Origin of the sequence: Chryseolinea soli (assembly GCF_003589925.1) — a bacterium.
GTDB classification, from domain to species: Bacteria; Bacteroidota; Bacteroidia; order Cytophagales; family Cyclobacteriaceae; genus Chryseolinea; species Chryseolinea soli.
This window is the reverse complement of the sequence record NZ_CP032382.1, coordinates 3003097-3030083: the sequence shown is the minus strand read 5'-3', so window position 1 is coordinate 3030083 and position 26987 is coordinate 3003097. Positions and strand designations below refer to the sequence as shown.

General features: G+C 51.5%; 23 protein-coding genes. 12 read left to right on the top strand and 11 right to left on the bottom strand.

Annotated features, from left to right (window positions below; translation table 11 throughout):
- Positions 1-148: 148 nt before the first annotated feature.
- Positions 149-676, top strand: a complete 528-nt coding sequence (locus tag D4L85_RS13045) for a YceI family protein (protein ID WP_119754720.1) — start codon at positions 149-151, stop codon at positions 674-676.
- A gap of 172 nt (positions 677-848) precedes the next feature.
- Positions 849-1673 carry a 4,5-DOPA-extradiol-dioxygenase gene (gene ygiD / locus D4L85_RS13040; protein ID WP_119754719.1) on the top strand — a complete coding sequence of 275 codons (825 nt, stop codon included), beginning with the start codon at positions 849-851 and terminating at the stop codon, positions 1671-1673.
- Between the two features lie 9 nt (positions 1674-1682).
- Here the strand turns inward: ygiD and D4L85_RS13035 are convergent, their stop codons facing one another.
- Positions 1683-2204 carry a 5' nucleotidase, NT5C type gene (locus tag D4L85_RS13035; protein WP_119754718.1) on the bottom strand — a complete coding sequence of 174 codons (522 nt, stop codon included), beginning with the start codon at positions 2202-2204 and terminating at the stop codon, positions 1683-1685.
- A 67-nt stretch (positions 2205-2271) separates the two neighbouring features.
- On the opposite strand from D4L85_RS13035, the gene D4L85_RS13030 reads away from it, so the two are divergent.
- From D4L85_RS13030 to D4L85_RS13020, 3 genes are all read left to right on the top strand, one after another.
- The gene (locus tag D4L85_RS13030) at positions 2272-4236 is read left to right on the top strand and encodes a glycoside hydrolase family 97 protein (RefSeq protein WP_228450874.1); all 1965 of its coding nucleotides are present in this window, start codon (positions 2272-2274) and stop codon (positions 4234-4236) included.
- Positions 4220-4633 carry a putative signal transducing protein gene (locus D4L85_RS13025; protein WP_119754716.1) on the top strand — a complete coding sequence of 138 codons (414 nt, stop codon included), beginning with the start codon at positions 4220-4222 and terminating at the stop codon, positions 4631-4633. Before D4L85_RS13030 ends, D4L85_RS13025 begins: the two co-directional genes overlap by 17 nt.
- A 65-nt stretch (positions 4634-4698) precedes the next feature.
- A complete protein-coding gene (locus D4L85_RS13020) occupies positions 4699-5208 on the top strand; it encodes an SLOG cluster 4 domain-containing protein (RefSeq protein WP_119754715.1) in 510 nt (169 codons plus the stop codon).
- A 156-nt stretch (positions 5209-5364) separates the two neighbouring features.
- Here D4L85_RS13020 and D4L85_RS13015 read toward each other — a convergent pair whose 3' ends face one another.
- Positions 5365-6360 carry an aldo/keto reductase gene (locus D4L85_RS13015; RefSeq protein WP_119758769.1) on the bottom strand — a complete coding sequence of 332 codons (996 nt, stop codon included), beginning with the start codon at positions 6358-6360 and terminating at the stop codon, positions 5365-5367.
- A 149-nt stretch (positions 6361-6509) separates the two neighbouring features.
- On the opposite strand from D4L85_RS13015, the gene D4L85_RS13010 reads away from it, so the two are divergent.
- From D4L85_RS13010 to D4L85_RS12995, 3 genes are all read left to right on the top strand, one after another.
- Positions 6510-7298, top strand: a complete 789-nt coding sequence (locus D4L85_RS13010) for a ThuA domain-containing protein (protein WP_119754714.1) — start codon at positions 6510-6512, stop codon at positions 7296-7298.
- 27 nt (positions 7299-7325) lie between these two features.
- Positions 7326-7808, top strand: a complete 483-nt coding sequence (locus tag D4L85_RS13005; RefSeq protein WP_119754713.1) for a TPM domain-containing protein — start codon at positions 7326-7328, stop codon at positions 7806-7808.
- A gap of 548 nt (positions 7809-8356) precedes the next feature.
- Positions 8357-8719 carry a hypothetical protein gene (locus tag D4L85_RS12995; protein ID WP_160143700.1) on the top strand — a complete coding sequence of 121 codons (363 nt, stop codon included), beginning with the start codon at positions 8357-8359 and terminating at the stop codon, positions 8717-8719.
- Between the two features lie 24 nt (positions 8720-8743).
- On the opposite strand, the gene D4L85_RS12990 is transcribed toward D4L85_RS12995, so the two are convergent.
- On the bottom strand, positions 8744-11581 hold the full coding sequence (locus tag D4L85_RS12990; protein WP_119754710.1) for a CHAT domain-containing protein: 2838 nt from the start codon (positions 11579-11581) through the stop codon (positions 8744-8746).
- Between the two features lie 149 nt (positions 11582-11730).
- Positions 11731-12669 (bottom strand): hydroxypyruvate isomerase family protein, encoded by a 939-nt coding sequence (locus tag D4L85_RS12985; RefSeq protein WP_119754709.1) that lies wholly within the window; start codon positions 12667-12669, stop codon positions 11731-11733.
- A 210-nt stretch (positions 12670-12879) separates the two neighbouring features.
- On the opposite strand from D4L85_RS12985, the gene D4L85_RS12980 reads away from it, so the two are divergent.
- From D4L85_RS12980 to D4L85_RS12965, 4 genes are all read left to right on the top strand, one after another.
- Positions 12880-14073 (top strand): RsmB/NOP family class I SAM-dependent RNA methyltransferase, encoded by a 1194-nt coding sequence (locus tag D4L85_RS12980; protein ID WP_119754708.1) that lies wholly within the window; start codon positions 12880-12882, stop codon positions 14071-14073.
- Positions 14074-14331: 258 nt separating this feature from the next.
- Entirely contained in the window at positions 14332-15282 is a 951-nt protein-coding gene (locus tag D4L85_RS12975; protein WP_228450873.1) for a formylglycine-generating enzyme family protein, read from the top strand.
- Positions 15283-15348: 66 nt separating this feature from the next.
- Positions 15349-16686: a Gfo/Idh/MocA family protein gene (locus tag D4L85_RS12970; protein WP_119754707.1), complete on the top strand. Its 1338-nt coding sequence runs from the start codon at positions 15349-15351 to the stop codon at positions 16684-16686.
- 163 nt (positions 16687-16849) lie between these two features.
- The gene (locus D4L85_RS12965) at positions 16850-17602 is read left to right on the top strand and encodes a lysophospholipid acyltransferase family protein (protein WP_119754706.1); all 753 of its coding nucleotides are present in this window, start codon (positions 16850-16852) and stop codon (positions 17600-17602) included.
- Between the two features lie 251 nt (positions 17603-17853).
- Here D4L85_RS12965 and D4L85_RS12960 read toward each other — a convergent pair whose 3' ends face one another.
- The 7 genes from D4L85_RS12960 to D4L85_RS12930 form a co-directional block, all read right to left on the bottom strand.
- A complete protein-coding gene (locus D4L85_RS12960; RefSeq protein WP_119754705.1) occupies positions 17854-19407 on the bottom strand; it encodes a vanadium-dependent haloperoxidase in 1554 nt (517 codons plus the stop codon).
- Positions 19397-20338, bottom strand: coding sequence for a transporter (locus D4L85_RS12955; RefSeq protein ID WP_160143699.1), 942 nt, complete (start codon positions 20336-20338; stop codon positions 19397-19399). Before D4L85_RS12955 ends, D4L85_RS12960 begins: the two co-directional genes overlap by 11 nt.
- 209 nt (positions 20339-20547) lie before the next feature.
- Positions 20548-21087, bottom strand: a complete 540-nt coding sequence (locus D4L85_RS12950) for a hypothetical protein (RefSeq protein ID WP_119754703.1) — start codon at positions 21085-21087, stop codon at positions 20548-20550.
- Positions 21088-21215: 128 nt separating this feature from the next.
- Positions 21216-21845, bottom strand: coding sequence for a 16S rRNA (guanine(527)-N(7))-methyltransferase RsmG (gene rsmG, locus D4L85_RS12945; RefSeq protein ID WP_418219867.1), 630 nt, complete (start codon positions 21843-21845; stop codon positions 21216-21218).
- 42 nt (positions 21846-21887) lie between these two features.
- Complete coding sequence (locus D4L85_RS12940; RefSeq protein ID WP_073133492.1) at positions 21888-22496, bottom strand: RNA polymerase sigma factor; 609 nt, start codon at positions 22494-22496, stop codon at positions 21888-21890.
- Positions 22484-23584: a glycosyltransferase gene (locus D4L85_RS12935; protein WP_228450872.1), complete on the bottom strand. Its 1101-nt coding sequence runs from the start codon at positions 23582-23584 to the stop codon at positions 22484-22486. Before D4L85_RS12935 ends, D4L85_RS12940 begins: the two co-directional genes overlap by 13 nt.
- Before the next feature lie 99 nt (positions 23585-23683).
- Complete coding sequence (locus D4L85_RS12930) at positions 23684-26968, bottom strand: VCBS repeat-containing protein (protein WP_119754701.1); 3285 nt, start codon at positions 26966-26968, stop codon at positions 23684-23686.
- Positions 26969-26987 lie beyond the last annotated feature (19 nt).

Sequence of the window (26987 nt, the reverse complement as noted above, 5' to 3'; positions counted from 1 at the left end):
AGGGAGCCTAAAAACGCACAATTCAAAAATAAATTAAAAAAATCCGAGGGTCGTGAACTTCTGAAGTCTACATTTGTTGTATATACAATTGTCGCTGAGACAACATATAAACAAAAACGAATCTATTAACACTTAAACACGCTTTATTATGTCGACCTGGAAACTTGATCCCAACCACTCGGAAGTGAAATTCAAAGTAAAACACTTAGTGGTATCCACCATTTCTGGAAACTTTAACACTTTTTCGGCTACTGTTGACAGCAGCAAGGAAGATTTTACAGACGCCAAAGTGACGTTCGAAGCTATCGTAGACAGCATCGACACGAAAAACGGTCAACGCGATGGTCACTTGAAATCGCCTGATTTCTTTGACGCCGCCAACCACCCTGCGATCACTTTCGTATCGAAATCATTCAAAAAGAAATCCGGCAACAACTACGAGCTGAACGGCGATCTGACCATTCGCGGCACCACGAAAGAAGTGGCCTTGGCTGTAGAATATAACGGCACTGTGAAAGGCTTTGGCGGTAGCTTCGATGTCGCTGCCTTTGAAATCACCGGCAAGATCAACCGCAAAGAATTCGGTTTGAATTGGAGCGCCCTCACGGAAACCGGCGGCATCGTGGTAGGTGACGACGTGAAAATTGAAGTACTCGCCGAGTTCGTGAAAGCATAAGCGGCTCATCACAATAAAAATTTTGCATCACACAATCTCCCCCTTCATGGTGAGAGGGGTTTATCGAAGGGTGGAGCTTGTTGATGCAATCTAATTCCTCTAAAAAACTTATCACGTTGTGCCCATGAACCGTAGGGACTTTGTTCTATCTTCCCTCGCGCATATCTCTGCTATGAATGCTTTAACCGATCTCAAAAATTTTAGCGATACGTTGCCCGTTCAGGATCGAAAGATGCCGGCCCTCTTTATTGGACACGGCAGCCCCATGAACGGCATTGAAGACAACGCGTTCAGCCAACGCTGGGCCACCATGGGGAAGGAAATCCCAACGCCGCAGGCGGTGCTCGTGGTCTCCGCACACTGGCTCACGCGCGGCACGGCCATCACGGCCATGGCCAATCCCCAAACCATCCACGACTTTGGTGGTTTCCCTCAAGCCTTATTTGACGTGCAATATCCTGCACCCGGCCATCCCAAGCTGGCGGAAGAGACGGCTGCGCTGATCAAGAAAACGAAAGTTCACCTGGATCACGACTGGGGTCTCGACCACGGCAGTTGGTCGGTGGTGAAGAATATGTATCCGGACGCCAACATTCCCGTGCTTCAATTAAGCATCGACTACAACAAAAGCGCACAATACCATTATGACCTGGCTACCGAACTTGCCGCCCTGCGCAAAAAAGGCGTGCTCATCATCGGCAGCGGCAACATGGTGCACAACCTGCGCATTCTCGACTGGAACAAACCCGATGGAGGTTACGATTGGGCTGATGAGATGAACCAGACGTTCAAGCGATTGATTTCAGAAAACAATCACCAGGCGCTCATCAATTTTCAGGACCTGGGCAAGGCCGCGGCGTTGTCCATCCCAACCCCGGATCATTACCTGCCGTTACTCTACACGCTGGGTGTGAAAGACAAACACGATGCCCTGTCGTTCTTTAACGACAAGACCACGATGGGTTCGATTTCCATGACCTCGGTCAAGCTGGATTAAGCAAGCATCCTAAAGCAACCGGTCGCCCACTTCCTTCCAGCTGTTCAACCGGTTGTAGAGGTGGATGTGCATGTTGTGGGGTGCGGTGTAGATAAACTTTTCGCCATTGAAGCGTTCCAGGTTGTGGGGCAGGTCGTCGATCATATAGTCGCCGTGTACTACCGCTTTGCTTCCGCAGAAAACAATTTGTTTCCAGGTGAGGAACGGGAAATATTCGTTCAGCCACGCCAGTTTTTCGGGAAGGGACTGGGGAAATTCCATGGCCGCCGACACGATGAACAATTCGTATTTCTTGTTTAGTTCGGCCATCACCTCGCGGCTGTCGAGATGGGGGGTCATGGTGCGAAAAAAATTTTCACGGTAGAGAAATTGTTGGATCTTTTCGTGGTGGTCGGGAAAGCCTTCCAGTTCTTCTTTGTTATTGAGGCTTTCGCGGGGCACGCGCACGCCAAATTCCTGTTCGTAATAGTGGAGGATCTGGCCGGTGGCATCGGCAATAACATCGTCCATGTCAACAATAAGTCGTTTCATCTGCAGCTTTTCGTTATCTTGTTGGATGCAAAGATGTGGATTTGTGGCGTGCAGGCCAACAGGGATTTTGCTTCTCTTCATCGCCCTTTCGGCGACGGCCGTAGCCCAGAAAAATTATACGCTCACCTCTCCCGCTGGGGCCATCACATTGACGGTGCGCGTGGCCGATTCGGTTTATTATTCCTTGGCGGTGAAAGGAACTCCCGTCGTCACCCCCTCGCCCATCGCGCTGATCACTTCACATATCCCCTTGGGGGTTAACAGCCACGTAACAAAACAAGCCACACGGCAGGTGCAAGAGACCATCGTGAATGCCGTGCCGATCAAACGGAAAAATATTCCCGATCATTACCGTGAGCTCACGCTTTCGTTTCGCGAAAACTTTGCCCTCGTTTTTCGTGCCTACGATGATGGCGTGGCCTACCGGTTCGCCACCACCTTCAAGGATTCATTGATCGTGGAAAAAGAAATTGCCACGTTCCGTTTCCCGGGAGACGCTACGGGGTATCTGCCCCTGGTTCAAAAACGCGAGAAGGTCGATATTTTTCACACCAGTTTTGAAGAACCCTACACCGTTCAACCGCTCACACAATTCAAACACGATCAGCTAGCGTTTAATCCAGTTTTAGTTGATGGAGGCGCACGCAAAGTAGTGATCACCGAGTCGGATCTACTGAACTATCCCGGCATGTTTGTGCGGGGCACACTGCAAAATGGATTGCGAGGCGATTTTGCTCCGTATCCCGCCAAGGAAGAAATCCAGGATGGCGAGTTCAGGCAATGGATCGTGACGGCGCGCAAAAACTATATCGCCAAAACACAAGGCACACGCTCCTTTCCCTGGCGCATTATCGGACTGGCCGAAAAAGACGGCGACCTGTTGCTGAACGACATGTCTTATCGCCTGGCCACGCCGGCAAAGCAAACGGACTGGTCGTGGGTTACACCCGGGATCGGCACCGACGAGTGGATCTGCGGCGCCAACTTGCGCGGTGTGGATTTCAAACCGGGCATCAATACCGCTACTTATCAACACTACATCGACTTTGCCAGCCGGTTTGGGATGCAGTATGTGATGCTGGATGCGGGCTGGTCCGACAACAACGACCTGTTCAAGATCACACCGGGTCTCGACCTGGAAGCCGTGGCCGCGTATGCCAAAACAAAAAACATTCACATCATGCTGTGGACGTTGGCCATGACCCTCGATCGTCAACTCGAAGAAGCGATGGTCCTGTTTCAAAAGCTGGATGTAAAATTGATCCTCACCGATTTCATGGATCGCGACGATCAAAAGACGGTGGCCTTCTATCAACGCATGGCCGAGGCGGCGGCGCGGCATAAGATCATGATCATGTTTCATGGCGCCTTCAAGGGTGCTGGCTTCGAGCGCACGTATCCCAATGCTATTTCGCGGGAGGCCGTGCTGGGTTCGGAGTACAACATTTGGAGTGAAAAAGCCTCGCCGGAACACGACCTGCTCATTCCCTTTATCCGCATGGTGGGCGGGCCGATGGATTATGAGCCGGGGTTCTATAAAAATGCCAATCAACAAACGTTCCGCCCCTTGCGCGACATGGTGATGTCGCAAGGCACGCGGTGTCACCAGTTGGCCATGTTTGTGGCCTATGACAGCCCGATGCAAATTTTTTCGGGCAACCCGTCCGATGCCTGGCCCGAGATTGCCTACACCACCTACCTGGCCTCGCTGCCCACCGCATGGGACGACACGGTCGTGCCCGATGCCAAGGTGGGCGACTACCTGGTGGTGGCGAGGCGAAAAGACAACGACTGGTACCTGGCGGCGATGACCGACTGGACGCCACGAACGATAACCGTCGACCTTTCGTTCTTGAACAACGGGAGTTATCGCGCGTTTACGTGTGAAGACGGCCCGAATGCCACTAAAAACAGTGAGGACTATCGCATGGGATATGCCTTGGTGGATAAAAACTCAAAACTCACGATCAACATGGCCCCGGGTGGCGGCTATGTGGTGAAGCTGATAAAATTGAATGATGCCCGGCCCTGACGATATCATCGTATTCCAACAATTCGACAACGCGATCGAAGCCAACATCGTGAAGGCGAAGCTCGACGCCTATGGCATACCCTGTTTTCTTACGGAAGAAAACATGGCCAACCTCTATCCGGGCGCAAATAGTCTGATGATCTTCAACGTGCGACTCCATCTTTTCGCCAACGATGCCGAACGGGCACAGCAGATCGTGGAAGAAAAAAACTTGTTGGTGCACGACGATGGCGGTTATGCCTGCCCGCGTTGTCTATCCAAGAACATTGTGCGTGACTTCCCGCAGCGGTACAACCTGAAATTAGGGCACGCCCTGAACGTGCTTTTCTTCGGAATATTCTTTCCCCACGAAAAAGTCTTCCGATGCAGTGATTGTAACCATGAATTTGACGATTGATCGTTGAATTTTTTGTTACTCTGGGCGACTGCCTTTAAATTGCAGTGCTTAGAATAAAGCCTCTTATGTCTCCCTCAAAAATAATTATCGGTGTTCTGGGTCCTGGCGAGAATGCCACGCCCGACGAAAATATCATGGCCTTCGACCTGGGCAAAGCCATTGCCAAACAAGGATGGATCACGCTCACGGGTGGCCGGAGCTTTGGCATTATGGATGCCGCGCTAAAAGGCGCCACAGAAGGCGGCGGACTCACGATTGGCATCCTGCCCGGTGAAAACGAGAAAGGCTCTTCCGATCATGCACAAATAAAGATCGTCACCAGCATGGGCAGCGGCCGCAACTACATCAGTGTGTTGTCGTGCCACGTCATGGTGGTGTTGGGTATGGCCGCAGGTACGGCTTCGGAAGTAGCGCTGGCGTTGAAGTCGAAGAAAAAAATTATTCTGCTGAACCAGGATGAGATCACGATCCGTTTTTTCAAAAATATTGGCAGCTATAACGTGCTGGTCAGCAAAGACGTGCCGGAGACCATTCAGCACATCAAGGAATACATGGCGATGAATAAAGTGATGTAGTCGAGGCCGACGCGCCGGCTACAGCCCGTTTGTTTCCAAACTATTTTCCTTATGTTAAGAAGGTGAAAACTTGGGGGCAATTGCAACGCTGGGCCCAGGGCTAAAGTTGCAGGGGAATTTTTTCAGCTATTGCAAAGGATCGATGATCTCGCGGCTTTAATCCACTAAGGCCAGCGCATTCACTGCTTTTACAATCGCAGTTAATTCTTCATCGCTCAACACAAAATCCAGCGCCCTGACATTGTCCGTCACTTGTTTCTCATCACGGGCTCCCACGAGCACGCAATCCATCGCGGGTTGTCGTGTTGTCCAGTTGATGATGAGTTGCGTGAGTGTGGCTTTGTGTTTTTCCGCGATAGGTTTCAAGGTCTCCAACATCGCGTTAACACGGGCGATGTTTTCATCTTTGTAGAACTTGTTATTCTCACGCGTATCGCCCGGACCAAAGACATGACCGGGTTTGATCTTGCCGGTGAGCAAGCCGCGTTGCAACGGGCTGTAGGGAATGATGCTCAACTTTTTTTGTATGGCTTGCGGCACCAGGTCCTTCTCGATGCCGCGGTTCACCAGGCTATAGGGCACCTGGTTGGAAACGATGTTCACCGTTTTCAAGGCTTCGTTCACTTGGGCAGCAGAATAGTTACACACGCCCGCGGCGCGCACTTTTCCTTGTTGGATGAGCGTAGCCACGGCTTCCATCGTTTCGGATATGGGTGTGGTAGTGTCGGCCCAATGGATTTGATACAGATCTATATAATCCGTTTTTAAACGCCGCAAGCTGTCTTCGCACTCGCTGATGACGGCGGCCTTGGAGGAGTACTTGTACACTTTCGTAGGCTTGCCGTTGTTGTCGGTAGTATCGAAATAAAACTCGCCCTGGTTAGTCTTCCAATTCATGCCATACTTGGTGAGGATCTCGTATTTGTCACGGGCGATGCCTGCCATGGCCTTGCCTACCAGTTCTTCGCTTTTGCCAAAACCATAGATGGGCGCCGTGTCAATGGTGGTGATGCCGGCGTCGAATGAAGCCTTGAGGGCGCGCAAGGCTGCGGCGTCTTCGGCTCCGCCCCACATCCATCCGCCTATGGCCCAGGCACCAAAGGCTATGGGTGTTACGGTTACAGTAGAGGTTCCGAGGGTTTTGCGTTTCATGGGCATGGCGTTTTTTTATAAAGTTAAACTGCAAAGGCGCTACGACGCAAAGGAGGGCGTAAAGTTTCTTTGTAGTATCTTGTGGACCGCACGGTAAAAAAAGCTGGGCGCTCTTGTCCCGGCAGATGTCACATCGTAATTTGGCTCTTATGAATTTTTCCCATTTCAAAGTTGTGCTTTGCCTGTTGCTGCTCGTGAGCGGTAGTCGCGAGGCCTTGGCGCAATTCCCGCGTTTTAAGGTGCTTGCTTTCTACTCCAACAAAGTTGAACGCGACCACGTAGACTTCGCTCGCGACGCCATCCGGTTCTTCAAAGATCTCACGTCAGGTAACGGCTTCGTGTTCGACACCACCAGCAACATGAGCGACCTCAACGACCAGAAGCTGAGAGACTATTCCGTGGTGATGATGCTGAACGATTTCCCCCACAACCAGGAACAGCGCAACGCCTTTACGCGCTACATGGAAAACGGTGGCGGCTGGTTTGGTTTTCACGTGGCCGCCTACAACGATAAGGATACACATTGGCCTTGGTTTGTACAGTTCCTCGGAGGGGCCGTGTTCTATACCAACAGTTGGCCTCCCATGCCCGCCAAACTGGTGATCGAAGACCACACGCACCCCATCACCAAAGGGCTCCCCGAATCCTATATTGCACCGACCAACGAGTGGTACCAGTGGAAGCCCAGTCCCCGGGAGAATAAAGATGTGAAGATCCTTGCTTCGCTCTCTGCCGACAACTATCCCCTGGGCTTGAAAGACATCATCCACGACGGCGACACGCCCGTGATGTGGACCAACACGAAATACCGCATGGTCTACATGAACATCGGCCACGGCAGCAAGATCTTCATGGACGCTACGCAAAACCGGATCATCGTTGCCGGCTTGCGCTACGTGGTGGCCACGGATAAAAAAGGAAACGTATTCAAAGACTAACAACAACCTACCAACCTAACAAACGCCATGAGAGCCCTTCATTTTATTATTGCCTGTGCCCTGTTTGCCGGCATGATTGCCTGCGGAAGTAAAGAAGCCACGATCGAGAACCGCATCTTCGATGAAGCCCATGTTATTTCCGATGTGCAAAAAGACAGTCTCATCAACGCGATCCGCCTGATCGAAACTAAGATCGGCCCTCGCCTTGCCATCATGACGGTAGAGAACCTGAACGGGGAAAAAGTAGAAGCCCTTTCTGCAAAGGCGGCCAAAGACCACGGGTTCGACGCCTCCAAAGATGTTTTCTTTTTCGTGGCCACCACCGGCCACGCCGCGCACATCGTCACCGGCAGTGAGGTAGAGAAGGTCCTCGACGACCCGCTGCGCGTGCACCTGATCTGGGACATGGCACCAAAATTCAACAAGCAAAACTATGGCTCCGGCCTGGTGGATGGTGTGGAGAAATTGAAGGCGGTGTTTATTGTGAATAAGGGTGCGCTCGCGAAGTAGTGCGACTTTCACACGGCTGGAATCTGCAGCAGCGTTTTCCGAACGAATAACGAGAAAAGTAAACGCGGGTTGACATAACTCAACGCCTGACGCTTATTATCAAAGTTTATTTTGGCACGAACCTTTTGCTTTTGTAATGATCGGAAGTTAAATTTCCTTAGTTCAGAAAAAAAGCACTAATGGTTGTCGCCAGAAAACAGAAAAAATATCTTCCGTTGGAAATCGACAGGCTTAGGGTACGAAGCTTGCTCGAGAAGCATTTTGAGTTCGAAAACCCGACGCAAGAAATAGATTTCCTGTTAAGGCATCAGAGGATTCTAACGCTTTCTGCCGTTCTGTGCCGAATTCATCAGGGCTTCTTTTGATGAAGACCTGCGACTGCATCTTCACTTGTTAAATGAAGGACGAAGCTGGCAGACCCTATTTATTCGATTTGATGCCCACTGTGACTGGGAGAAATACAAATCATTCACCGACAGCTTTTACGATCATATCTTTAACGACTTTCCCGTTGAATCAAGAAAATTAAACATCGATCTAAACCCGTTGTGAGTTTTAATCCCCAAACATTTCTTACGGTTTCCAAAGAACTAATGTCCGGTTCAACCGAGGCGCATTACCGCTCCACCATTAACCGTGCTTACTATGGCGCGTTTGGATACATCCGAAACAGGCTAGCTATTTTTGTAGACCACGGCAGCGTCCATCAAGCTGTAATAAGTTCTCTAAGGCGAGCGCTCTCCGTCCAAAAACGGCAGGCAGCGGCGCGCCTTGAAAAACTATTCGAAAAAAGAAAGGAGGCCGACTATGAGCATCGCCGCGAGGTGAAAGCACACAATTGTCATTTTTGGATCAAAGAAGCGGAGGACATTATAAAACTCTTCGATCAAGCGGAGAAGGCGAACATATAAGTCTCGGTTCTTCTCTCTTAACGCCTACAACCCCATCATCACAAACGCTCCCCAATAATAAGGCTCCTTATACTTTGTCATCAACTGCAATTGCGCTTGCTTAAATGCTTTTTGCTTATTACCTAGTTTAATCCAATTCGTATAAAAATTTGTCATCAACTGCTGCGTCGCCGCATCATCCACTTTCCACAAACTCATAATAAGCGCATCCGCTCCCGCCACAAGAAAGGCTCGTTGCAAACCATAAACACCTTCACCGCTCTTCACATCACCTAATCCCGTTTCGCAAGCACTCAACACAACAAGGTCCGTGCCCTCCAGATTCAGGTTCATGGCTTCGTAGGCCGTGAGGATGCCGTTGTCGTTGCTTTCCAGGTTGGGCATGCGCGTACCGCTGACGGTGGACGCCGCACCGGCCAGCATCAGTCCTGAGCGCAGCAGCGGGTTGTTGTTGGCGTTCTCCAGGTTCACGCCAAAGGCAGAGCCGCTGCTCTCCACGTCCTGGAGAAAATAGCCGTGCGTGGCGATGTGCATCAGCGCGGGGCCTTTGATGGATTTGAGGTTGGCCTCGGTGGCGGTCTTTTGGGTGAATGTTTTTATCTGCCAGGTGTTGGTTTTCAAAATCTTGGTGATGCCATCGATCTCCACTTTTGTGCCGGGCAGGGCAGCGATAGATGTTCCGCCATAGTCGGGAAAGCCCAGCAGTGTCGCGTTCTTCTTTATCGTTTTTTGCTTACGGGCTTTCAGGGCGATCAGGTCTTTGGAGTTGCCCACAATCACCAGGTCGTAACGGTTGATCACGTAGTCGCCGTCCGGCTTCTTCATCGTGTTCAGGTTAAGCTGATTGTAGCTGCCGTCGGGAGAAATATAGATCATCTTCTTGCCCGTCAACGCTGGCTCTATGCGTGCCCAGTATTGATCGTAGGAATACTCGTCGGCAGCGTGTTGTTGGATGGCATTCCGATAAAATTTGGCGTAGCGCGTGTCCAATTGCTGGCCATTGTCGAGTACGACCAGGTTGGGCATCTCGGAGGTTTTGGTCAGCACCAGCGCCAGGTATTTGGAATCGGGCGTAAACGCCTGGTCATATTTTTGAACGCGGATGATCTCCACCACGGCCTCGGCGTCGGTGAGCAGGTTCTTGATTTGTTTGTAGCTCATCTTTTGTGCGGAGTAACCGGCAGAGAATTCGGCCGAGCGTTCCGACAATTTTTTCTCCATCGCGTTGGTCGCGCGTTGCATGGAGTCGAGGTTTATTTTCTGCAAACTCAGCTCCTCCTTGCTGTAGGCATACAGGCGGGCAAGCGTCTCTTTTTGGTCAAGCCAGGTCAGGTAGTCTTTGATCAAGGCCGCGTCTTTGCTGGAGAGTATCGATTGCTTCACTTTGTTGGTGGAGTTCAACAGCAGGGCTTTTGTAGCAATCTGGTAGTCGTACAGATCTTGCACCACGGCCGGGTTTTCCACGCTGGCCTCGGTGGCGAAATTATAGAACCGTTGAAACCGCGGCGAGAGCACATCCCAATACTTGGTCTTCTCCGCTTCGCTCATCGGCGGAAAATAGTTGTTCACAAAGTCCAGCGATTTATCCATCACGTCCCGATAGGTCATAAAAGCGCGGTCCCATGCTTTCTTCTTCCACGCCAGGATGGCCAGGTCTTCTTGCGATTGCACATACAGGGGATGGGTTTTTCCCAGCGTTGTTTCCCGAATGGTCAACGCTTTTTCCAACAGGGGCTCGGCATCGGTGTAGCGCGCCTTGTACCGATAAAAGTTACCCAGGTCGCTCGTGGCCTTGGCATAGGCAGGGTTCTCTTCACCGAAACTGGATTTATAGATCGCCGCCGATTTCTTCAAAAGATCCTCCACCTTATCTTCCTTGCCCATCACCATGTAGAGCGCCGCCTGGTTGTTCAGCATGCTGGCATAGTCGGGATTGTTTTTGCCAAGACGCTTTTCCATGCCGGCGTAGATGGCCTCGGCCTCCGGATATTTACCCATCTGTCGATAAAGCAACGCGAGGTTAGACAAGAACTTTAGGTGATTTTTGGATTTGCTGCTCTGCAACTTCTCCGCTATGGCAATCGCTTCCTTCAACACCGCCTCCGCTTCCGGGTATCGCCCCACCGCCTGGAACAACATCGCCTCGTTGTTCAACACGATGGCATAGGGCATGACGGCCGTGAGCGCTTTCCCTTTCATGATCCCGACGGCCGACTGAAAATCCTTTTCCGATTCGTTATAGCGGGCCAGGTTGTATTTCAACACCGCATAGTTGTTCAGCGATGCGGCCACGCTCATGTTGTTGTCGCCAAACTTGGCTTTGCGTTTTTCGAGGGCGTCTTTCGTGAAGTCTTCGGCCTGGGTGAAGCGGCCCATGGTGGCGTAGAGCAGGCCTTGGTTGGAGAGTGTCTTCAGGTAGCCCAAGTCGTCGGTGAGGCTGCCTTGTTCATAGATGGTCTTGGCGGAAGCAAAGCGTTTTTCGGCGATCGAGAATTTGGCGTTCGCATAAAACATTTCGCCCATGTCCAATTGAAAACGCGCTTTGTCGACATCGGCCATCTCATTGTTTTTGACGTAGGATGTGCCGAAGCTCATCAGGGTCGTTACACGGGCCGCGTTTTCTCCTTTTTCTTTTACGTCGAACAAGCCTGAGTTGTCACTCAGCAAAATGGCATAGTCAAAATCGGTGGAGTCGAATTTGGAGCGGGCGGCTTCCATGTCGCTCATCACGGCGTTCACCACTTTTTCGCGGTTCTCTTTTGTGTTCAGGCTCTTAGCCTTGTTTTTTATGTTCTGAAGGATTTGGGCGGAAGCGGAGAAATATAAAAGAAAGAGGGCTATGCCAAAGGAAATGCGCTTCATGAGGGTTTCGTTAAATAAATACCAATTTAACTAAAACCAGCCGTAAGGGTTTCGAATTCAGATGAGAAACTTTGCTTCTCTCTTTGCGTCTTTGCACCCTTCGGTGCTCGCCGAAGGGTGCAAAGACGCTAAAGAGACACAATGAAATACTAAAAGCTGTCGCTGTCGCGGTAGGCTTTGATAAGAGCCACCTCGCCTTCCTTGCCGGGGTTAGCGTTGCCGTGTTCCATGCCCATAATGCCTTTGTAGCCCCGGCCGTAGATGTATTTGAAGATGTTCTTATAGTGCACCTCACCGGAGCCGGGTTCTTTCCTGCCGGGATTGTCGCCGATCTGGAAGTAGGCGATCTCGTCCCAGCATTTTTCGATGTTAGGGATGAGGTTGCCTTCGTTGCGCTGCATGTGGTAGATGTCGAAAAGGATCTTGCACGAGGGACTGTTCACAGCACGGCAAATGCCATAGCTTTGGTCGGAGCCACGCAGGAACAGGTCGGGCGTATCGCTCAGGGGTTCCATCACCATGATCAAACCGGCAGGCTCGCATATTTCCGCACCACGCCGGAAAGCATCGATCACGTTGCCGGTCTGAATGCCGATCGGAAGGTTGCGCTCAAAAAAGCCGGGCACAATGGTCGCCCACTTGGCGTTGATGCGCTTGGCCAATTCCACACTGTCTTTGCATGCTTTGAGGAACACATCTTTATGCTCCTGCTTCCCGGTTGTGAGCGATGTCTTCCAGTTCTCGCCACCATCGATCACGAACACGCCCATGGTCATGCCCAGCTTGGCCAGCAGCGCGCCGATCTTCTCCTGTTCTTCTTTGGGGCGTTTCAGCATGCCGTTGTCTTCGATGCCACGGAAACCCTGGTCATACATGAAGCGGATCTGGTCCAGAAAATCCTTGCCCGCACTGTTGGCAAACATGCCGTCGTGGGGTGCATAATTGAGCCGGAATGTTTTTTCGGCGGCGGGGGATGCGGTGACTTTATTCTTTTCGGCGGCGCGATCGGTGCCGGCAAAGGCGCTTCCAAGGGCTAACGTGGACGCTGTTGCCGTGAGACCGTTGCGGAGGAAATTTCTGCGTTTCATGGTGTGAGTTTTTAGGATTAGAGTAAGCCAAGTTAAAAACATTCCCGAAAAGTTGCAGGGTTTTACAGCAAAGGCGCCGCGTTCCCGAAGCTTTGGCGAAGGCGAGCCGAAGACCAGAAAAGGGCCTCGAAAAAAACTTTGCAGCAACTTTGCTTGCCTGCCCGCCGAAGCTTCGGCGAAGGAGGGCTTAATATGCTATCTTTACGCCCCATGAAGCTTTATGTAAACCTCGCCCGCGCCGTCGTACAGGCCCTGGAAATGATCTTCGAGAACGATAAGTACGCCGACAAGGTCATCGAAAAAGTGCTGAAACAAAATCCCAAGTGGGGCGCCCGCGACCGCCGCTTCATCGCCGAAACTACTTACGACATCGTGCGCTGGTACCGCTTCCTGCAAAACATCACCGAAGCCGAAGAAGGCGACTACTGGAAACTGCTGGGTGGCTGGTGCGTCCTCCACAACATTCCCCTCCCCGACTGGGACGAATTCAAGGGCCTGAACGAAAAACGCATCCACGAACGCGACATGAAAATGCGCGCCATCCGCCGCTTCCGCGAATCCATACCCGATTGGCTCGACTCCCTGGGAGAAACCGAGCTGGGCGAACGCCGCTGGGAGGAAGAATTGAAAGCCCTCAACGAAGAGGCCTACGTGGTGCTGCGCGCCAACACGCTGAAGATCTCCGCCGAAGATCTGCAACGCGAGCTCGCCGACAGCGATATTGAGACCGATCTGTTGGAAGATTTCCCCGAAGGCCTGGTATTGGCCGAACGCCAGAACGTCTTTCGTCATCCCGCCTTCAAGGAGGGATTTTTTGAAGTGCAGGATGCCGCCTCACAGTTCATCGCACCCTTTCTCCGCGTAGAGCCGGGCATGCGCGTGATCGACGCCTGTGCCGGTGCCGGTGGCAAGACGTTGCACCTCGCGGCCCTCATGAAAAATAAAGGACGCATCATCGCCATGGATGTGGAAGCCTGGAAACTCGAGGAACTTCAGAAACGCGCGCGCCGGGCTGGCGTGAGTAACCTGGAGACACGATTTATCGAATCGTCGAAAACGATTAAACGGTTGGACAATTCGGCCGACCGTTTGTTGCTGGATGTGCCTTGCTCCGGGCTCGGTGTATTGAAGCGGAATCCGGATGCCAAGTGGAAATTATCACCCCAGTTTATCGACGAGGTCAAAACGTTGCAGCTTCATATTTTAGAAGACTACGGAACGATGCTGAAACCCGGCGGGATGATGGTGTACTCCACGTGTAGCATTTTGCCATCCGAGAATGAAAAACAAGTAGAAGCCTTTATCACGAAACACGGCGACAAATACGAATTTGTGGAACAGAAACACAGTTGGCCGTCGGAGGGATTTGACGGGTTTTATATGGCCCTGATCAAGAAAAAATAGCGGACCCAACGCTAGGGGTATACGTAGGATAAACATTCGTCACGGACGTACGTTTTGCTTGCATACCCTGACTTCCAGGAAGATTTTTTTTCACAAATAGAACGCCTATCAACGCCTGACGCAGGACAAAAATAGCGGGCACAGCGTTACCGTGCACCGCAACGAAATTGTGTTGAACGGTGGTTGAGCAGGACAGTTTGCGTTGCGGCAAGACTCATATTTCCTTATCTTGAACCTTCATTAAAACTTATTCTAACGGTGAGATCTTTCGCTTTCATTTGTCTTCTGTCATTTCTGATTATTCCCGCCTTCGCACAATCCCTGGAGACCTATGAACAGCCCGTGCCGGGCACCACGGTTAATTTCAAAATGGTGCCCATTCCGGCGGGGTCTTTTCTGATGGGCTCCCCCTCTAGCGAGACCGGACGCGACAATGACGAAGGGCCGCAAAAAAGCATTGAAATCTCCGCATTCTGGATGGCCGAACACGAAGTGACCTTTGCCGAGTGGGACGCTTTCTTTAAAAACATGGACGTCCCCCAAACCAAAGCCATCGCCGTAGACGCCATCTCGAGACCGACCGCCCAATACATTGATCTCACCTGGGGTATGGGGCGCGACGCCAAGCAACCTTCCAACAGCATGAGCCAGTCTGCCGCCATCATGTACTGCAAATGGCTGTACAGTCAGACCGGCATTTTCTACCGGTTGCCTACCGAAGCCGAATGGGAATACGCCTGTCGTGCAGGAACCACCACCGCCTATCCCTTTGGCGACGACCCCGGCGCGCTGCGGGACTACGCTTACTTCAAAGACAACAGCGGCGACAAATTTCACAAAGTGGCTCAACTGAAGCCCAACGCCTGGGGCCTGTATGACATGCTGGGTAACCTCACGGAATGGACCTTGGATCAATATGACGACAACACCTATAAAAAATTAGAAGACCACGCGAAAGATCCCGTAAAGGATCCCGGCTCCCGCTATCCACGGGTAACACGCGGCGGGTCTTACCTGGCGCCTGCAAAAGAATCGCGCTGCGCCAACCGCATTTCGTCACTGGCCGATTGGAACAAGCGCGATCCGCAAGTACCAAAAAGCCGCTGGTGGCTCACCGATGGCAAGTCCATCGGCTTCCGCGTGGTACGTCCTGCAGTAGCTCCTTCGAAAGAAGCGATCGAACAATTTTATGTCAGCTATTTAAAATGACATTGGATTTTGAATTGTAAATTCCCTGACGCAGGGAGAGATGATAAATATAAAACCAACATGCCTATGAAATCAATCGATGAATCCACAAAAACCTCGCGCAGGGATTTTGTGAAACAGTCCACGCTTCTCGCCGGCGGTTTGCTGGCGGCTCCCCTCATGTCGAAAGCCGGATATTTTCATTCCGTTGACGATACCATCAAGATCGCCCTGGTTGGCTGCGGTGGCCGTGGCACCGGTGCCGCCATGCAGGCATTGCTCACCAAACAAAATGTGAAGCTTGTGGCGATGGCCGACGCCTTCCGCGACCGTCTCGACGATTGCTACAAATTGCTTTCCGATCCCAACAACGAAGAAGGCAATGTGAGCGCCAAGGTGAACGTACCCGAAGATGCAAAATTTGTCGGCTTCGATGCCTATACCAAAGCGATCGCCTTAGCGGATGTGGTGATCCTTACCACACCTCCCGGTTTCCGCCCCATCCATTTTGCGGAAGCGATCCGCGCAGGCAAGCATGTGTTTATGGAAAAACCAATTGCCACAGACCCCGCAGGTGTGAAGTCGGTGATTGAAACTGCACTACTTGCCAAAGCAAAAAAATTGAATGTGGTGGTAGGGTTGCAGCGTCACTATCAAAACTCGTATCGCGAATTATATAAGCGTGTTAAAGACGGCATGATCGGCGAGATCACCTCCGGCCAGGTGTGGTGGAACAACGACGGTGTGTGGGTGAAGATGCGCGAGCCTTCTCAAACCGAAATGGAATACCAGATGCGCAACTGGTACTACTTCAACTGGCTGTGTGGCGATCACATCAACGAGCAACACATCCACAACATCGACGTGATGAACTGGTTCAAAGGAGCCTATCCTGTAAAAGCCCAAGGCATGGGTGGACGCCAGGTTCGCACGGGCAAGGAGTATGGTGAAATTTACGATCACCACTTTGTTGAATTCCACTATGCCGACGGCACCATCCTGAATAGCCAGTGCCGCCACCAAAAAGGAACCTACGCCATCGTAGACGAAATGCTGGTGGGCACAAAAGGTGTGGTGAAGTGCGGCGATGCACAGATCATCAAGAAGGGAAAAGTAGCCTATCAATACGACAAAAAGTTGGAGAACAATCCCTATCAAACCGAACACGACGAACTCTTTGCCGCCATCGCCAAAGGGGAATTCAAATTTGAAGACGCCGACCGCGTAGCCCGGTCCACCATGACGTCCATCCTGGGCCGCATGGCTACCTATTCCGGTGAAGTCGTGGAGTGGGACAAGGCCCTCAACTCGGGCATCAGCATCATGCCGACCCGTTTTGCGTGGGATGCCACTCCTCCCACCTTACCGGACGCCAACGGTTTCTACCCTATTGCCACCCCGGGCACCACGAAGTTCTTTTCGTAGTCCCCCCAGCCCCGCGTGTCGTTGCGGCCCATCCGAGGCCCGCAACGACACGGGAAGGGCCCGCTCTGCAAAAAGCAAGTCGTACGTCCGGAACGGGCAGGCTCATTGTTTTGCATCTTTCTGAAACTTTCTGATCTTTCGCGGAAGTTTTGACACGTACCGCTTGAAAATCATCCGTTCTATCCTGCTTGGGCTGTATGCCTTTTGGGTATTCCTCGTGTTTACTTCCTCCATGCTCTTTTTCCTGCCGGGATTGGTGTTGCCGTTTCTGTTTGGAAGAAAGGTCAGTTGGATCGGCTACTCGTTCCTGTGGATCTGGTCGTGGGTGTTCAGCATGCTTACGTTCATCCGCTATGATTTTTATGGTCAGGAAAATTTCCGGAAGGGACAGGCCTACATCTATGTGAGCAATCACACCTCGTTCCTCGATCTTCCCGGCATTCGCATGATCATTCCGGGCGAGTTTCGCCCCCTGGCAAAAAAAGAGTTGCTAAAGATCCCGGTGTTTGGCTGGATCGCACGCGGCGCCACTGTCATTGTCGATCGCTCCAGCGGTGAGAGCCGCAAGCGAAGTATGGATAAATTGAAACGGATCTTGCTCGACGGCGTCTCCATTCTCCTATTTGCCGAGGGTACACAGAACAGGACAAAGGAACTTCTTCAACCCTTCAAAGAAGGCGCCTTTCGCATTGCCATCGACACCCAACAGCCCATCCTCCCCATGGTTGTGGTGGGCGCAGGCCCGCTCATGCCGCCCGGCACCATACGCATGAAACCCGGACGCATCCGCATCTATGTTGCTCCAGAAATTAAAACGGAAGGATTGACCAGCAGCGATCTTTCGGCTTTGCGCCAACAAACTTTCGATGTGATGAAGGCCATGATCGAGAAATCATTGGCGGAGAGAAAATCATAGAATCACCGGGAAGGCCTTCCCGTATGAAAAAAAGGCCTTACCCGGATAACTCTAACCCATCTTTATCATACGCCTTTCGGCGGATGACCTTATATTTTTATTGCCCTGTCGCCCATGTTGGTGTTCTTCACCAACATGTTCAGCTTCCTGCCGCCCAAGAGACCCAACGTCTCCGCTGGACGGAATGAATATTGTTAAGAATCTGTACGCCGAGTGATAATACTCAGCATACAGATTCGCCACTATTAAAATCAATCCGCGCCGTCGCCTTTTGCGAAATTGTCAACGAGGAAATTACCGACCGATTTTCCTAAGGTAAGACCACCGGTGCAATCCGAGCGATAGTGAATACCGGCATACAAACGCGACATCGAAGCCTCGTTAGCGTACGCTTCGAAGTCACCGGCATGATCCGGGAACAGGTAGGACAATATTGCCGCACCCGAAGCGGAGAACGTAGAGTGACCCGACACATACGCCGGGAAATTCGGCACCCCGGTTCCCGTCTTAATTGAATTGTCAAGCTGACAAGGACGTGCGTTGAAATAGAAAAACTTCGTATCCCAACAAGCAACGGCTGCGTTGTGCATGGTCATGTTCAACAGGGCAAAGGCACGGGCAGCGCGCACTTCGCTATAATTTGCGTCGCGGATATGTTCAGCGGCAATGTCGTTCCAGTGTCCGGCAGGTGTGTAGGTGCCCACGCCATCAGCCCACTTATGTACGATAGCCAGGCGTTCGCGCGTCAGGTTGGTGGAGTACCATTTCACCTCTTCTACTTCGCCATTCATTTCTGTGCTGAAGGCAACCGGAGGTGGTCCGGGACGCAGTGCTACAATATTGTCATAGGTCATTTTGAAAGGTGTCACCTTATAGAAGAATGGAAGCATGGGCGGGCGCGGAGGCGTCTCCAGACTGGCCCAGGCCACATCGCCACGCGTTGTTGCATTATCTTTCAGGGCTTCCCATAATGCCTTGTTGCCACCGGCGGTTTTCATACCGTCGTTTGCCGCACGTGCTTTAAAAAGCTCGGCCACGGATTTACCCAGTGCCAATCCAGCAGCAATATCGCTCGATGTTGCTTTGCCCGCCCACAACGCAGCGTTGCGTTGCTCGCCGGCCTTCAATGTAATTTCCTCTACGGCAGCAGGGAAAAGCACTTTCAACATTTCCGCAGCCGCGCCCGACATCACGGCGTCTTCCGAAGGATAGGCAGGCAAATCGGATTGCGGCACCAGCGCCGTTACGCCACTGTCCGTTTGGTAAGGTGCAGCTCGGTTGTAGAGATATTTGTAATACCACGCTGCTTTCAGTGCATCATAGATCGTTGCGCTCACATACGCATACGAACGCGATGCATATGGAGGATTGGAGAACGGGAACTGAGGATTGGCAAAAGGGTTCTCCGCATCCGGTACGGGATAGCTTCCATCAGCATTCGGCGAGGGAGGAAGATTGTAGCGGGCAACCAGTTCGCGGAAGATCTGGTTCCAGCGCAGCACACCACCGCCACTCCAATAGTCGATGGCATTGCGTTGGTTTTGGTTGAGCTTGCTTTGGATATCTTTCAGCGATGCCAACTCGGCCAGGTAAGCGTCGGATGTTACCGCGGCGGGCGCTGCCACAGCAACCTGGGAGGGGCTGGTCATCAGCACCATCGACCAATTGCCGGCATCGGCATCATTGTCCGCCGGTTTCAGGGGCGTGAGTTGTTCGGTAAGGGTGATGCTTTTATCACAGCTGGTCGCAAACACCAGACAGGCTATTGCTGCCAGTATAAATCTTGTATAAAATTTAGTTCTCATATACGTCGGTAGTAGTCTCGTTTTTCTTGAAGATGAAAGTGTACATTAAGCCGCCCATCAGCGTGGTGGACTGACCAACATTGCGGCCGTCCAGGGTATACGTCACTGCGCCTCTCACGGCCAGGCCGCGGGGTTGGGGCAGGTAGTACATGACGAGCGCTCCACCCTTGCTGTAGTTCATACGGTTGGAAACAAAGGGCATATCCTGGCGACGAATGTCAACACCTCCTAAAGTATTTTGTCGCATGAAGTCAAGTTGTGCCTGCAATCCATGCGCGCGATATCCGATGCTGACGCTGTAATCAAACACGTTCGGCATCTTCACTTCATCGGTGTTGTACAGCTGACCGTCGTCGTAGTAAGACGGGCGATCCAGCGTAACGTTCGAACGGAGCGTGTAGGCTCCGGAAGCATTGATAAACCATCCTTGCGAAAGCGCAAAGTATCCCGTGAGTCTTGCCGATCCCGTGGTGCTGGCCAAGCCAAGCGACAAGGGCAGGAAGTCGGGCGTGTAGTCTGTTAGGGGTGTAGAGAAGGCACCCACACCAAAGAAACGGAGGTTGAATTTCTCCGTCTTGTGTGCAAAGAAGTTATACTTCAACGCCACGGTGATGTCTTGTATGCCTTCCATGGAGTGGAGTGTACCCATGCTGGCCTTGGTCTTCACATAAGGCAACATGGCAATGACATTCAATTTGTCGGTAATGCCGTAGGTGCCCATCCACATTACGCTTTGGGTGGTGATGGTGCCGATGTTTCCATTTTCACGCTTCAATGTCCCCTCCCAATACTTGGTCCACTGATCGTGGGTATAGAGAAGGCCCGTACACAATGTCTTCTTTGGCATCATAAACCCATCGTTTATCGTCTGCGCCTGCAGGTGTAGGCACCCCAGGCTCGACAATAGTAAAATTGTAAAAATTCTCTTCATATATGACTTGGTTTGGTTAGTTACACTTCATTCCTCACAATGTCCGTACGCCGCGACTTTGTGTTTGCCTCTGCGAAAAATAAATCCGCATGTTGCTTATGAAGACTGGCAAGCACGCTTACCGGTTTTCACATTTGACTAAAGAATAAAAGATGGAAAATGACGCTTGTCTGCGACGACAAGAAAGTCTTGATCGCACAATTCGCGACTCAGGCTTTGGGTGGGTGTTTTACGAGGGAAACGACCGAATGATGATAGGTGTGCTCGATGGCAAAGAAAGAAAGGGGATTCTCCCATCCATCGGTCGCGGATTCTATTTTGATGACACTGCTGATGTAGTCCTTGATAAAGTTTTGGATCACCTTGCCGGAAGATTTTGCATCCGCGGGCTTGTCGGTGAAGGTTTTTACATAATCGGCCAGGGCCTGTTTGATCCGCTTGCTTTGGTTGTCCTTGTAGCAAACCATATATAAAGTATCCTGGTGCAGGCGTTGTTTCACCAGGCGGTAGAACTCGCCATTGTGTTCCAACTCTCCGTCTACCCGTTCAAATTGGTCATCGTCGGAAGCATAAGGAAGGGCTAGCGGCACCTTGATCGTTACGGTCTCCTGTTCGCCATAGTCGTTGGCGTCGAAGCGCTGCATGAGGTCCTGGGAGTTTTTGTAATGCAGTCCCATGAAAACACCATAGTACCCCAGCACATTCATGAGCAGGAGCAGGGAGAGTACTATAGAAAGGATCTTTCTCATTCGGGCTTCAGGACTACAATAGTTAGAAAAAATACTGAAAATAGCAAACGATTACATCCTGATGAGGGGAAATCCAAAGGGGTGAACGGCGAAAAACTGACGGTTGTTAGTATGGGCTTTTCACCCATTTAAAGCGGCACGTAAACCACTTTCTTGGTTTCAAAAAATTCCTCCTTGAAATAATCCGGCAAGTCAAAAAGCTGGTAGGGTCTGTGCAGTTCACCCAACTCCTCCTCCAGATCGCCGCCCTTTAAATAGAGAATGCCGTTGTAGAGGTCGTGAACCGATTGCTTCTTCACTTTTTTATTGATCCACCCATAAAACTCCTTCAATCGCGTGACGGCCCGGCTCACAATAAAATCATATTCGCCCTTGATCTGCTCTGCACGGACTTGTTCCGCTTTCACGTTTTTCAGTCCCAAACCTTCGGCCACGGCATTCACAACCGTGATCTTCTTGCCAATGGAGTCCACCAAATGAAATTGCGTTTCCGGGAAAAGGATGGCCAGTGGTATGCCGGGAAAGCCTCCACCGGTGCCGACATCCAGCACGGAAGCGCCGGGTTTAAACGTGTTCACCTTGGCAATGCCCAGCGAGTGGAGCACGTGATTGACGTACAGGTTGTCGATGTCCTTGCGGGAAACGACGTTGATCTTGTCGTTCCATTCCTGGTAGAGTGGGAACAGTTTGGTGAACTGTGTTTTTTGTTTTTCCGTGAGGTCCGGAAAATAGTGGAATATAATGTCGGCGGATGGCAAGATGAGGTTGCTTGGTAGATTCCCGCGGCTTGCGGTATGTGATTAGATGTGATCCCTTTTGTTCTTCACCATGTCGAACATCAACTCGCGGGCGCGGTGAAGCTGGGCCTTTACCGTACCCAGCGGGGCGTCCAATTCTTCGGCAATTTCTTCGTACGACAGTTCGTGGAAATAGCGGAGCCGTACCAGCTTTTGGTATTTACCGGGCAGCTTGTCTACGAAGATCTGGATCAGTTCGGCTTTCTGGGCCTTGATGGCCTCTTCCTGTGGATCCAGGTTTTCGTCTTCCACATCGATGGAAACGGATTGGCCGTCGTCGTCGGTGAAGGTATTTTCGATGCTGAGCGTGTTGAGTTTTTTCTTGCGGATGAAGTCGATGGTGTTGTTGGTGGCAATGCGAAACAGCCACGTGCTGAACGTGAAATCCTTCTTGAAGCGGTGCAGGCTGCGAAACGACTTGGCAAACGATTCGATGGTCAGGTCTTCGGCATCGTCGACGTTGCGTACCATTTTCAGGATCATGTGGTACACAGGGCGTTTGTAGCGTTGTAACAATTTAGCGTAGGCTTTATCGTCACCCCCCACCGCCATGTCTATCAGCTTGAAATCCTCGAGTGCCTTAGATGAAAACCTATTTTCTAATTCTTCCATCGTACTTTTTTTGTTACAGACGCCGCAAGGCCGGTGACAAGATAATAAAAGGCATAAATAAAATCTAAAACCGGCACTGCCCAACCCTCGAACCTCTCTCCTAACGTTTTTGCGGCCACCTGAGTTGTGATGGTGAACACGATTGTTCGCAAAACCAACAGCCCCAGGATGATATAATATTGCTCCGAAAAGAACGCCAACCCAATGCCCCCGAACCACGAGAGCAGCCAGGTGATCATGAACAATCCCAGAAAAAAGCGAGGGATGATCCGGTATCTCCGGCCCACGGACAAATGGCGGACCTTTTGGTTATAGAAAGCCTTCCAGGTAGTCTTGGGAAAGGAATGGGTGAGCGAAGCGGCCCCCATGCGCACAGCCGTATTGCTGCCCTTGGCATGACGGTTCACAAACAGGTCGTCGTCGCCCCCGGTCACATTCAAAAGGTTATTGAAACCCTTTACTTCCAGGAAGTTAGACCGTCGGTAGGCCAGGTTTCGCCCCACGCCCATGTAGGGCCGGCCCAGCAAGGCAAAGGCGATGTATTGGATGGCCGTCACCAACGTGTCGAACCGGATAAAGGCGTTCAGCACGCCGGATTTGCGCATATATGGCGCGTATCCCAACACAAACTGGGTGGTATCGCTAAACTGCGTGCTCATGGCCGAGATCCAGTCCTTTCCAGACGGACGGCAATCGGCATCCGTCAGAAGGATCCATTCGTAACGCGCCGATTTGATGCCCAGGGTGAGGGCGTATTTCTTGGTGTCGACGTGCGGCGGGGTGCGGTTCACGTGCACCATCTTGAGCCTGTGGTCTTTGCCCGTTTCCGTCAGCAGCAGGTCGAACGTGCCGTCGTTGGAACGGTCGTCCACGATAATGATCTCAAATTCGGGATGATCCTGCGCCAGCAGCAGGGGGATGAGCTCCTTCAGATTTTCCTCTTCATCGTGGGCGCAAATGATAACCGACACGGGCAGGGCCACCGCCTGTTTCTCGGCCTGCTTTTTGGAAAAAGCAATACAGTAGACCAGGAAATAAACGATTTGTATCCCTACGACGACATAAAACGAAATCTCTAAAATTTGCAAGGAAAGCTGGTTTATCGATCACAAATATAGAGGACGTTTATCAGGATGAAAGTAATTACCAGATAATTCCACCCAGGACGCGACCGACGACCGGCAGCGTCACCTCACGTTATATTCCTGCACCAGTTGTCCGGTAACGCCCGCCACTAAGCGCAGGCCTTTGGCCGTCGGGATGAAGACCAAGCCGCGGGTATCTCCTTTTATGTCCAGTCCACTGCGGGGTTTGCTCAGGGGGGTGAAGTTTCCCTTGCCGTCGTTCAGCAGCACGAGGCCCGTCAAGGCGTCGCACTCGCCAATGCGCACACGGTTGTAATTGTCGTTGCCGCCCACGACCAGGTCTTTGTCGCCGTCGCCGTCAACATCGGCCGCGGCGATGGCATGGATGGTCGAGAACTGGGCTTCGATGGGCAGAACATGGGCTTCAAAATGGCCATTCTTATTTTCGAGGTAGAGGGAGGCCAGGTTGTTGGCGTGGAGGGTTATCGTGTCTTTCAGTTCATCGGGTTTGAAGAGCGCTTTCAGGGTGGTGTTGGCATAGGACGTGTAGTCCGGATAGCGCGGTTTTAAAAATGCCACCTGTCCGAGGGCCTCATCACGGCTGGCATAGGGGTAGGACACACCGTCGCGATAGTAGCAAAAGAAGAAATCGATCTGGCTGTCGCTATTAAAATTTTTGTACACCAACGTGGCCGGATGCTCCGGCGACACATTGTACTGCTGATTCAGGCCATAGTTGCCCACCACGGCATCCAGGTCGCCATCGCCATCAAAGTCGTCGGCCAGCACAGCGTTCCACCAGCCTTGTTCGGGCTGGGATAGCCAGGTGGTGGAGGCATCGTCGAGTTTGCCGTTGTTGTTGATGAATATTTTTACGGGCATCCATTCGCCCACCACGATCAGGTCGGTCTTGCCATCTTTGTTCACATCGGCGGCGGTGGCGGAGGTGATCATGCCGGCTTCTTGTAAGGCACTGGCCTTATCTTTTATGGCATCCGCGAAATGTCCTTTGCCGTCGTTGATCAGCAACATGCTGGAAGGTGTGATGGGGTACTGCCCGGGAGTCAGACGACTGCCTACAAAGAGATCATCGTCCTTATCTCCATCGACATCAAAGGGTACCACGCAAGCGCCGGCCCATGCTTCTGCCGGAATGGCATCTGCGGCTTTTACGAAATGTCCTTTGCCGTTGTTCAAGTAAAGTCTGTCTTGTAAGAGCGGGTCCTTTTCTTCCGACATATATCCCCCGCTCACCACGTAGAGATCCACGTCGCCATCACCGTCGGCGTCAAAGAACGCAGCGTCTTCGTCCTGAAAGTCTTTATCTTTTTGGAAGGCCGGTTCGGGTTGTTGTTTGAATGATCCATCAGGCGATTGAATGAAGAGCGCGCCACTTTGTTTGCGTGGGCCGCAAGTGTAAAAGTCTTGTAAGCCATCGTGGTTCACATCGCCGGTGGCAATTCTTGGCCCCGAGTACGAATATAATTTTGGTAACAGCAATTGGCGTTTGAAATCGTTTATCTCCAGGGGCTCGTGCTTCCATTCAGCGAGCGTTGTTTTTTCGAACAAGGCTTGGGGCGGTTGCGGGTAGACGTATGTTGCCGTAGCATCCTCGTAGCGGGGTTCCAGTATTTTGGCGGGATCCACGTTGGTTAACACTTGTGTTTTGTTATCGGGCCACACAATGCGTATGGAGTCGAACTTCGCGATGCCTTTTGCACCCAGCATCACCGGTGCCGCCATGCACGATTGGAAGCCTCTTACGGGCGAGACTTCCACATATTGCGAGCGACCGGAAGCAGATGCATAGATCTTTGTTCCATCTACGACACGTTTGAGATTCTGTTTGCGCACATCAATTTTCAGAAACCTAGCCGAATCGCTTTTCGCACCCGAGTTTTTGTAGAGCACTGCGGGTTGGTTCATGGTATTGATCACCAGGTCGGGATCGCCATCGTTGTCCAGGTCGGCATAGGCGGCACCGTTGGATTTGAAGTTGCGCGTGATGCCCCACGCACTGGAGCGCTTGCTGAATGTGAGGTTGCCATTGTTTTGGAAGAAAAAATTGCCCACCTCGATCGACGGCATGTTATTCAGGATCTCATCCATGCTGAGCTTTATGCCTGTCTGACGTGCCTTCAGCTCTCCGTCCACCGCAAATTTGAGAAACTGCATGTTGGTGTAGTCCTTTTCGTAGCCGTTGCTAATGAATACGTCCTTCCATCCATCACCATCAAAATCAGTGACCAGTGCGGCCCAACTCCAGTCGGTGTTCGCAATGCCGGCAAGTTGGCCGATCTCCGAAAATGTACCATCACCGTTGTTTAGCTGGAGCATATTGCGCATAGCCTGACGGTGAAACCCGGATTTTACCAGCAAATTGTATTTATCATAGTTATCGTCGCCCGACGATAGTTTGATGCGTTCGTTGGTTTCCGGAAGCATGTCGAGGGTGAGGATATCGGGCTGCGCGTCGTTGTTTATGTCCGCGATATCGGAACCCATAGAGTAGAGCGACACGTGGCCGGTGGCATCTTTGATCGCGTTCTTAAATGTGCCGTCGTGGTTGTTGATGTAGAGATAGTCTTCTTCATTAAAATCGTTGGACACATACACATCGGGCCAGCCATCGTTGTTCAAATCGGAAATGGCTACACCCAGACCAAAGCTCAACACATTGTTAACAAGCCCCGCGCTTTGCGACACATCGGTGAATTTGAGATGATCGTTTCGATAAAGCTTGCTGCCGAACGCGTTGTTCTTCTGAGCCTTTAAATTGGGCATCACCTTGCCAAAGCCCGCATAATTAGGGAGGGAGTGATTCAATAAAAAAAGATCTTGATCGCCATCTTTATCGTAGTCAAAAAATGCTGCCTGTGTAGCATAGGCATCGTCTCCAATACCATAAGCATCTGCCATTTCTTTAAACGTGAGGTTGCCCTGGTTAATGAACAGTTGATTTTTCCGCATCGCGGAATCGCTCATCGCCGAACGGCACACGTAGATATCCAGCCAACCGTCCTGGTTCACATCGGCCATGGTCACGCCGGTTTTCCATCCTTGCGCCAGCGCCACGCCGGCTTTATCGGTGATGTCTTCAAAGGAGAAATCTCCTTTGTTCAAATAAAGCTTGTTGGGGACCTGATTTCCTGAAAAATAAATATCGATCAACCCATCGTTGTTGATATCGCCGAGCGCGACGCCGCCGCCGTTGAAATAATACGGATAGTTCAGCACATTATTTTCACCCTGCTGCACCACGGTGTTTTGAAAAGCGATCCCGGTTTTCTCAGCCGGCTGTTCTTCAAAGAGTGTAGTCGGTTTTTTTTCAGCGCAGGTCGCGAAGAGCGCGATGGAGATCGGGAGTAAATAAAAATGACGAAGCATAGGCAGTGTAAAGTATGAA